Source organism: Solidesulfovibrio sp. (assembly GCF_029978005.1).
Lineage (GTDB): Bacteria > Desulfobacterota > Desulfovibrionia > Desulfovibrionales > Desulfovibrionaceae > Solidesulfovibrio.
The window spans coordinates 19734-28742 of sequence record NZ_JARKOZ010000022.1 but is presented as its reverse complement, the minus strand read 5'-3'; the positions used below and the strand labels follow the sequence as shown (position 1 = coordinate 28742).

Annotated in this window: 8 protein-coding genes; all 8 read left to right on the top strand. The window is 66.1% G+C overall.

What is annotated here, in order from left to right; genetic code table 11:
- Window positions 1-560 precede the first annotated feature (560 nt).
- Window positions 561-1220, top strand: a complete 660-nt coding sequence (locus tag Q1K70_RS02525; protein ID WP_300155313.1) for a succinate dehydrogenase/fumarate reductase cytochrome b subunit — start codon at window positions 561-563, stop codon at window positions 1218-1220.
- Window positions 1221-1230: 10 nt separating this feature from the next.
- Window positions 1231-3063 (top strand): fumarate reductase flavoprotein subunit, encoded by a 1833-nt coding sequence (locus Q1K70_RS02520; protein ID WP_300155310.1) that lies wholly within the window; start codon window positions 1231-1233, stop codon window positions 3061-3063.
- Window positions 3064-3160: 97 nt separating this feature from the next.
- Window positions 3161-3916: a fumarate reductase iron-sulfur subunit gene (locus Q1K70_RS02515; protein ID WP_300155307.1), complete on the top strand. Its 756-nt coding sequence runs from the start codon at window positions 3161-3163 to the stop codon at window positions 3914-3916.
- 1 nt (window position 3917) lies between these two features.
- Window positions 3918-4757: a fumarate hydratase gene (locus Q1K70_RS02510; protein WP_300155304.1), complete on the top strand. Its 840-nt coding sequence runs from the start codon at window positions 3918-3920 to the stop codon at window positions 4755-4757.
- Window positions 4757-5299 carry a Fe-S-containing hydro-lyase gene (locus Q1K70_RS02505; RefSeq protein WP_300155301.1) on the top strand — a complete coding sequence of 181 codons (543 nt, stop codon included), beginning with the start codon at window positions 4757-4759 and terminating at the stop codon, window positions 5297-5299. Before Q1K70_RS02510 ends, Q1K70_RS02505 begins: the two co-directional genes overlap by 1 nt.
- Window positions 5300-5328: 29 nt before the next feature.
- Window positions 5329-6183 (top strand): sulfide/dihydroorotate dehydrogenase-like FAD/NAD-binding protein, encoded by an 855-nt coding sequence (locus Q1K70_RS02500; protein WP_300155299.1) that lies wholly within the window; start codon window positions 5329-5331, stop codon window positions 6181-6183.
- The gene (gene gltA, locus Q1K70_RS02495; RefSeq protein ID WP_300155296.1) at window positions 6161-7639 is read left to right on the top strand and encodes an NADPH-dependent glutamate synthase; all 1479 of its coding nucleotides are present in this window, start codon (window positions 6161-6163) and stop codon (window positions 7637-7639) included. The genes Q1K70_RS02500 and gltA overlap by 23 nt, the downstream gene beginning before the upstream one ends.
- 26 nt (window positions 7640-7665) lie before the next feature.
- Window positions 7666-8985: a malic enzyme-like NAD(P)-binding protein gene (locus Q1K70_RS02490; protein ID WP_300155293.1), complete on the top strand. Its 1320-nt coding sequence runs from the start codon at window positions 7666-7668 to the stop codon at window positions 8983-8985.
- The last annotated feature ends 24 nt before the right edge of the window (window positions 8986-9009 follow it).

Sequence of the window (9009 nt, the reverse complement as noted above, 5' to 3'; positions counted from 1 at the left end):
ACACCACAACGCCACACATGCACACGTGACCCGCGTTAGCCCCACCCCCTGAAAAACCGAGACAAAACCTCGAATTCACGCATGATAAAATTTTAATGCACACCCTCGCGTTCATGGCACGCATATTGCCCTTTAATGCTGCACAGATGATGTGCTAGGGAAGCCCAGACCCGTACCGCATGAGACGCGGCAGCCCGGGCGGGGCTTCGGACAAAACGAGGACACACCGGCGGGCCGCACCGGAAAATGCGGCCGATCCGCTCCCATCGTTACCATTTTAACGCAGCGCGATCCTTTTAGTTCTCAAGGAGTTGACGGAGAATGACCGAACGGGTTTCGAGCGCTCCCACAAGGTGCCGCCACGGCCAGGACAGCAGGCGCGGTCGCGTTTGCGTCCCGGGTCTGCCCGGTTCAGCCCTCCCAAGCGTTGCGGTGGATGCCCCTTCCCCGGCTGCGCCCGGCCGCAGCACGCAGGCCCAGGCCCAGGCCACGCCTTGCGACCGTCAGTGGACCCCGTGCCCTGTCACACCTCAAAGCCAACAACAGATTGGGAGGATGTAATGTCGATTCCGTCCATCGCCACCCACAAACCCGTGGTCAGCTGCAAGTGCGCCGCCTATCTGGATTGGCTCCAGATGCTGTCGGGCGCTTGTCTGGTCCTGTTCATGTGGGCGCACCTGTTCCTGGTGTCCAGCGTCATCATCGGCCCCGGCGTCATGAACGCCATCGCACACTTCTTTGAGATCACCGGCATGGCGCAGGTGGGCGGTCCCGTGATCTTCGCGATCTTCCTGACGCACTTCGTGCTGGCGGCCCGCAAGATCCCCTTCACCTCCAAGGAGCAGGGGCTCATGCTGCAGAACGCCAAGCGCATGCACCACTCCGACACCTGGATGTGGGTGATCCAGGCCGTGACCGCCATGATCATCCTCATCATGGGCGCCATCCACATGTGGGTCGTGCTGACCGACCTGCCCATCACCGCGCAGAAGTCCGCCGCGCGCATCCAGAACGGCTGGTGGATGCTCTTCTACCTGGTGCTGCTGCCCATGGTCGAGCTGCACGTGGGCATCGGCTTCTACCGCATCATGGTGAAGTGGGGCGTCATCGACTCCAAGGGCCGGTTCGGCTTCAAGAAGAAGGAGAACCTGCTCACGGCCATCATGATAGGCATCGGCGTGGTCACCCTGCTGCGCTTCATGTTCCTCGCCACCAAATAAGGATAACGCCATGCAGATCTTCCAAACCGACCTTCTGTGCATCGGAGCCGGCTTGGCCGGCGAGCGCGTGGCCATCGAGGCCGCGGACAACGGCTTCTCCGTCATCTGCCTTTCTCTGGTCCCGGCCAGGCGTTCGCACTCCTCCGCCGCCCAGGGCGGCATGCAGGCGGCGCTGGGCAACTCCGCCATGGGCGAGGGCGACTCCCCGGACGTGCACTTCGCCGACACCGTGAAGGGCTCCGACTGGGGCGCGGACCAGGAATGCGCGCGCATCTTCGTGGACACCGCGCCCATCGCCATGCGCCAGATGGCCTTCTGGGGCGTGCCCTGGAACCGCGTGGTGCCCGGCGAGCAGACCTACTACAAGGGCGGCAAGCCCTTCACCGCCTACGAGAAGCCGGAGAACGAGGGCCTGATCCACTCCCGCAGCTTCGGCGGCACCGCCAAGTGGCGCACCTGCTACACCTCGGACGGCACCGGCCACGCCGTGCTCTACACCCTGGACACCCGCGCCGCCCAGATGGGCGTCGAGGTCCATGACAAGGCCGAGGCCATCGCGCTGATCCACGACGGCGACAACTGCATGGGCGCCATCGTGCGCTGCCTGAAGACCGGCGAGCTCAAGGCCTACCTCTCGCGCGCCACGCTCATCGCCTCCGGCGGCTACGGGCGCATCTACCGCGAGTCCACCAACGCGGTGATCTGCGACGGCGGCGGCCACATCATCGCGCTGAACACCGGCGTGGTGCCCATCGGCAACCCCGAGGCCATCCAGTTCCACCCCACGGGCATCGTGCCCACGGACATCCTGGTCACCGAGGGCTGCCGCGGCGACGGCGGAACGCTCCTGGACGTGAACCAGTACCGCTTCATGCCCGACTACGAGCCCGAGAAGGCCGAACTGGCCTCGCGCGATGTGGTCAGCCGCCGCATGACCGAGCACATGCGCAAGGGCCTGGGCGTGAAGAGCCCCTACGGCGACCACCTCTGGCTGGACATCCGCCATCTGGGCGAGAAGCACATCTCCACCAAGCTGCGCGAGGTGCAGGAGATCTGCGAATCCTTCCTGGGCGTGGACCCCGTGCACCAGCTCATCCCCGTGCGCCCCACGCAGCACTACTCCATGGGCGGCGTGCGCACCGACAAGGACGGCGCGGCCTATGGCCTGAAGGGGCTCTTCTCCGCCGGCGAGGCCTCGTGCTGGGACATGCACGGCTTCAACCGCCTGGGCGGCAACTCCCTGGCCGAGACCGTGGTCGCCGGCATGATCGTCGGCGGCAAGGTGGTGGAGTTCCTCAAGGGCACGGACACCACCTTCTCCACGGCCGCCATCCGCGACGCCATGCACAGGCAGGAAGCCCGCATCGCGGACCTCGTCTCCTGCGCTAACGGCGGCGAGAACCCCTACACCGTGCGCAACGCCATGTTCGACTCCATCATGAAGGGGGCCGGCATCTTCCGCAACGGCAAGGACCTGGAGAAGTGCGTGTCCGAACTCCAGGAGATCCTGGGCCGGGCCCGCAAGGTGGGGCTGCGCTCCGGCGGCAAGGGGGCCAACCCCGAGCTCACCATGGCGCTCAAGATCGAAGGCATGGTCAAGCTGGCCCTGTGCGTGGCCTACGGAGCCTTGCAGCGCACCGAATCGCGCGGCGCGCACACCCGCGAGGACTTCCCCGAGCGCAACGACCGCGATTGGCTCACCCGCACCCTGGCCACCTGGGCCCCGGGCGCGGACCTGCCCACTCTCAACTACGAACCGGCCACCCAGGTCTTCGAAATGCCCCCCGGCGACCGCGGCTACGGCGGCGGCAAGATCATCCCCATGGATGCGCCCAAGGCGTAGGAAGGAAGATGCCTCCGGCGGCCAGGAGGGGGTGACCCCCTCCTGGACCTCCCCGATAGAGGGAGGGGCTGACGTGCAAGACCAAGGAGAGAATACGATGGGCAGAACGTTGACGTTCAACATATTCAGGTACAATCCGGCGGACCCGGCCTCGTCGCCGCACATGGACCGCTTCACCCTGGACGAGACCGAGCGCATGACGCTTTTCATCGCCCTCAACAGGATTCGCGAGGAGCTCGACCCGAGCCTCATGTTCGACTTCTGCTGCCGCGCCGGCATCTGCGGCGCCTGCGCCATGGTCATAAACGGCCGCCCGGGCCTGGCCTGCCACACCAAGACCAAGGACCTGCCGGACGAGATCACGCTGATGCCGCTGCCGGTCTTCAAGCTGGTGGGCGACCTGTCGGTCGATACCGGCACCTGGTTTCGGGGCATGTACCAGAAGGTCGAATCCTGGGTGCACACGGACAAGCTCTTCGACCCCAAGGCCCAGGAAGAGCGCATGGACAACGCCCTGGCCGAGCAGATCTACGAGCTCGACCGCTGCATCGAGTGCGGCTGCTGCGTGGCCGCCTGCGGCACGGCCATCATGCGCGAGGACTTCCTCGGCGCGGTGGCGCTCAACCGCCTGGCCCGGTTCATCCTGGACCCGCGCGACCAGCGCACCGAGAAGGAGTACTTCGAGGTGGTCGGCACGGACGAAGGCATCTTCGGCTGCATGGGGCTTCTCGCCTGCGAGGACGTCTGCCCCAAGGAGATTCCCCTCCAGGAGCAGCTCGGCAAGCTGCGCCGCAAGATGGCTTTCGCCGCCGTCAAAAACATCCTGCCCAAGTTCCTCAAAAAGGACTTCTAGCATGAAGACGATCCAGGCATCCGACATCGTGGAAGCCGTGGCCGGCATGTGCATCGCCGCCAACCACGACCTGCCCGCCGACGTCCAGGCCGCCTTCGAGGCCTGTCACGCCGCCGAGGAGGCCCCGGCGGCCAAGGAGATCTTCCGGCAACTCCTGGAGAACTCCGAACTCTCCCGCACCACCAACCTGCCGCTTTGCCAGGACACGGGCCTCGGCGTCTTCTTCGTCGAGGTCGGCGAGGACGTGAAGGTGGAAGGCGGCAGCCTGCGCCAGGCCATCAACGACGGCATGATCAAGGGGTACAAGGACGGCTACCTGCGCAAGTCCTCCTGCGACCCCTTCAGCCGCAAGAACACCGGCGACAACTCCCCGGCCATCATCCACTTCGACATCGTGCCCGGGGACGCGCTCAAGATCTGCATGATGGCCAAGGGCGGCGGTTCCGAGAACATGTCCCGCGTCACCATGCTGGCCCCGGCCCAGGGCTGGAAGGGCATCAAGGAGTTCGTCGTGAACCGCGTGGCCGAGGCCGGCCCCAACCCCTGCCCGCCGACCATCGTCGGCGTCGGCATCGGCGGCAACTTCGAGCTGGCGGCCATCAACTCCAAAAAGGCCCTCATGCGCCCCCTCGACGACCGGCATCCCGACCCCGAGATCGCCAAACTCGAGGACGAGCTGATCGAAGCCATCAACAACCTCGGCATCGGGCCCATGGGCCTTGGCGGCAAGACCACGAGCCTTGGCGTCAAGATCGCGGTCGCGCCCTGCCATCTGGCCAGCCTGCCGCTGGCCGTCAACATCCAGTGCCACAGCGCCCGCCACAAGGAGGTCGTCTTCTAATGGCCGAATACCACCTGACCACCCCGCTTTCCGACGCGGACGTGGAGCAGCTCAAATCCGGCGACGTGGTCTTTGTCAGCGGCCACATCTACACCGCCCGCGACGCCGCCCACAAACGTCTCGTGGAGACGCTCGACGCAGGAAAGCCGCTGCCCTTTGACCTGAAAGGCGCGCTCATCTACTATGTCGGGCCTTCCCCCGCGCCTCCGGGTCGTCCCATCGGCGCGGCCGGACCCACCACCAGCTACCGCATGGACACCTACGCCCCCAGGCTCCATTCCCTGGGGCTCAAGGGCTCCATCGGCAAGGGCAAGCGCAACGACGCCGTCAAAGACGCCCTGCGCGAGTTCAAGGCGGTGTATCTGGGAGCCACGGGCGGCGCCGGCGCACTGCTGTCCCAACGCATCACCGACGCCAAGGTCATCGCCTACGAGGACCTGGGCCCCGAGGCCATACGGGAGTTGACGGTCAAGGACTTCCCGCTCCTGGTCATCAACGACTGCCACGGCGGGGAGCTGTACGTGAAGCCCAACCTCGGTTAGCCGCGCCCCGAGGGCGCGCCGGAGCACACATGCCAAGCCGCATCCTGCGCAAACGAAGGCTCATACCGGGCCAGACCACGGAACTGGTCATCGAAGCCCCGCACATCGCCGCCAAGGCGAAGCCGGGCAACTTCGTGATCCTGCGGGTCTGGGAAGACGGGGAACGCATCCCCCTGACCATCGCCGACGCCGATCCCGAAGCCGGCACCATCACCCTGGTGTACCTCATCATGGGCAAGACCACCGCCCATCTGGACACCCTGGAAGCCGGCGACGACATCCGCGACCTGTGCGGACCGCTGGGACGTCCCACCGAGATCCACAAGCTCGCGGGGCCCGTCATCTGCGTCGGCGGCGGCACCGGAATCGCCGCCATGCACCACATCGCCAAGGGCCATCACCTGGCCGGCAACCACGTGGTGACCATCATCGGCGCGCGTTGCGAGGAGTTGCTGCTGTTTCGCGACGAACTGTGCTCCTTTTGCCCCGAGGTCCTCATCAGCACCAACGACGGCAGCTGCGGCCGCCAGGGGTTCGTCACGGACCTTTTGGTCGAGCGGCTGACGGAAGACAAGACCGTGGCCGAAGTGGTGGCCATCGGCCCCGTGCCCATGATGCGGGCCGTGGCCGAGGCCACCAAGCCCTTCGGCGTTAAGACCACGGTCAGCCTCAACTCGATCATGGTCGACGGCATCGGCATGTGCGGCGCCTGCCGGGTCACCGTGGGCGGCGAGACCCGCTTCGCCTGCGTGGACGGCCCGGAGTTCGACGGCCACCTGGTGGACTTCGCCGGCCTGGCGGCTCGGCTCACGTCCTTCAAGGAACAAGAACGCGTTTCTTACGAGGAGTTCAAGAAAAGCCATGTCTGCCAATGCTCCAAGTAAGAAAGCCAAGGCCCCCCGCACCGCCATGCCCGAACAGGACCCCAAGGTCCGGGCGCGCAACTTCGAGGAGGTCGCCCTCGGCTACACCGAGGAGATGGCCCTGGCCGAGGCGGCGCGCTGCCTGCAATGCAAGAAGCCGGCCTGCCGCAAGGGCTGTCCGGTGGAGATCGACATCCCGGGCTTCATCAAACAGGTCGCGGCCCGGGACCACGACGCCGCCTACGCCGTGCTGCGCGCGACCAATTCCCTGCCGGCCGTGTGCGGCCGGGTCTGCCCCCAGGAGACCCAGTGCGAGGGCTCGTGCATCGTGGGCAAGAAGGGCGAGCCCGTGGCCATCGGCCGCCTGGAGCGGTTCGTGGCCGACACCTACCTGGCCAAGTCCGCCTGCGAGACGGTCACCGGCGGCCCGGCCTGCGCCATGGCCCGCGACGACCTGAAGGTGGCCTGCATCGGCTCGGGTCCAAGTAGCCTCACCTGCGCCGGCTACCTGGCCGCCCGGGGCATCCCGGTCACGGTCTTCGAGGCCCTGCACGAGGTGGGCGGCGTGCTGGTCTACGGCATCCCGGAATTCCGGCTGCCCAAGGCCGTGGTGCGCCAGGAAGTCGAGGCCATGAAGGCCCTGGGGGTGGAGTTTCGCCCCAACTGGGTCGGCGGCAAGACCATCACCGTGCCGGAACTGCTGGAATCGGGCTACGACGCCGTCTTCATCGGCGTCGGGGCCGGGCTGCCCCGTTTTCTGGGCATCCCGGGCGAGAACCTCATCGGCGTGTTCTCGGCCAACGAGTACCTGACGCGCGTCAACCTCGGCCGGGCCTACAAGTTCCCGGCCACGGACACTCCGACCTTCCCGGCCAGCCACGTCGTCGTCTTCGGCGGCGGCAACGTGGCCATGGACGCGGCGCGCACGGCCATGCGCCTGGGAGCCGAGAAGGTGTCGCTGGCCTACCGGCGCACGGAGCACGAGATGCCCTGCCGGCTGGAGGAGCTCCACCACGCCAAGGAGGAAGGGCTCGAGATATTGTGCTTAAACGCCCCCCTGGAATTCATCGGGGACGAAAACGGGCGGCTTAAGCAGATCGTCATGCAACGGATGATGCTCGGCGAACCCGACCAATCGGGACGCTGCGCCCCGGTCGCCTGCCAGGGCGACACCTGCGTGCTCACGGCCGAGATGGCCATCGTGGCCGTCGGCACCGGCGCCAACCCGCTCATCAGCCAGACCACGCCTGGCCTCGAAACCTACCGCCGGGGCTACATCGTGGCCGATGACGCCACCGGCGAAACCTCGATCCGAAACGTCTTCGCCGGCGGCGACATCGTCACCGGCGCGGCCACGGTCATTTCGGCCATGGGCGCAGGCCGCCGCGCGGCCAAGGCCATCGCCGAACGCCTGCTCGGGGCGGCCGCGGCCGATCCGCCACAGGCCGAACCGGCGGACGATTCCGCCGATATGTAGCACCACCAAACGCGAGGAGACCACACATGGCCCTTTTCACCAAGGAAGAAGCGCTCAAGTACCATTCCGTCTGGCGCACCGGCAAAATCGAGACTGTGCCCATCAAGCCCTGCCGCAACCAGAAGGACCTCTCCCTGGCCTATTCCCCGGGCGTGGCCCAGGCCTGCCTGGAAATCGCCGCCGATCCGGAGAACGTGTGGAAGTACACCAACCGGGGCAACCTGGTGGCCGTGGTCTCCAACGGCACGGCCGTGCTCGGGCTCGGCAACATCGGCCCCAAGGCCGGCAAGCCGGTCATGGAAGGCAAGGGCGTGCTGTTTAAGATCTTCGCCGACATCGACGTCTACGACATCAACCTCGACACCAAGGATCCCGCGAAGATCATCGAGACGGTCAAGCTCCTCGAGCCCACCTTCGGGGCCATCAACCTCGAGGACATCCGGGCCCCCGAATGCTTCGAGATCGAGCAGCGCCTCATCGAGATCATGGACATCCCGGTCTTCCACGACGACCAGCACGGCACGGCCATCATCTCCGGCGCGGGCATCCTCAACGCCGTGGAGATCGCCGGCAAGAAGATCGAGGACCTGAAAATCGTGGTCTCCGGCGCGGGCGCGGCGGCCATCGCCTGCTCCAAATTCTACGTGACGCTCGGCGTCGATCCGGCCAACATCGCCATGTTCGACTCCAAGGGCCACATCAACACCGCCCGCACCGGCCTGCACCCGACCAAGGCCCAGTTCGCCCAGAAGCACGCCTACGCCTCCCTCGGCGAAGCCTTCAAGGGAGCCGACGTGTTCCTGGGGCTTTCCACCAAGGGCCTCGTGTCCAAGGACATGGTCAAGTCCATGGGGAAAAACCCCATCATCTTCGCCATGGCCAACCCGGATCCGGAGATCCCCTACTACGACGCCAAGGAAACCCGTCCCGACGCCATCATGGGCACCGGCCGCTCGGACTTCCCCAACCAGGTCAACAACGTCTCCGGCTTCCCGTTCATCTTCCGCGGCGCCCTGGACGTGGGCTCGAAGAAGATCAACGAGGAGATGAAGATGGCCGCGGCCAAGTCCCTGGCCGCCCTGGCCAAGGAGCCGGTGCCGGTCGAGGTCATGGACATGTACGGCGAAAAGGACGTGAAGTTCGGCATCGACTACGTCATCCCCAAGGCGCTGGACTTCCGCATGCTGGAATGGGAGGCCCCGGCCGTGGCCAAGGCGGCCATGGACACGGGCGTGGCCAAGCGCACCATCGACCTCGAACAGTACAAGAAGGACCTGCGCGCCCGCATCGACGCTTCCCACAAGCGTATCGAAGCCTACGTCGCCACCTACAACTACGACTTCTAGCCGCCTCGCCGCGCGCTAAAGTGA

Coding starts and splice junctions, on each gene's coding strand:
- Q1K70_RS02525 (WP_300155313.1), top strand. CDS start 561: ATGTCGATTCCGTCCATCGCCACCCACAAACCCGTGGTCAGCTGCAAG.
- Q1K70_RS02520 (WP_300155310.1), top strand. CDS start 1,231: ATGCAGATCTTCCAAACCGACCTTCTGTGCATCGGAGCCGGCTTGGCC.
- Q1K70_RS02515 (WP_300155307.1), top strand. CDS start 3,161: ATGGGCAGAACGTTGACGTTCAACATATTCAGGTACAATCCGGCGGAC.
- Q1K70_RS02510 (WP_300155304.1), top strand. CDS start 3,918: ATGAAGACGATCCAGGCATCCGACATCGTGGAAGCCGTGGCCGGCATG.
- Q1K70_RS02505 (WP_300155301.1), top strand. CDS start 4,757: ATGGCCGAATACCACCTGACCACCCCGCTTTCCGACGCGGACGTGGAG.
- Q1K70_RS02500 (WP_300155299.1), top strand. CDS start 5,329: ATGCCAAGCCGCATCCTGCGCAAACGAAGGCTCATACCGGGCCAGACC.
- gltA (WP_300155296.1), top strand. CDS start 6,161: ATGTCTGCCAATGCTCCAAGTAAGAAAGCCAAGGCCCCCCGCACCGCC.
- Q1K70_RS02490 (WP_300155293.1), top strand. CDS start 7,666: ATGGCCCTTTTCACCAAGGAAGAAGCGCTCAAGTACCATTCCGTCTGG.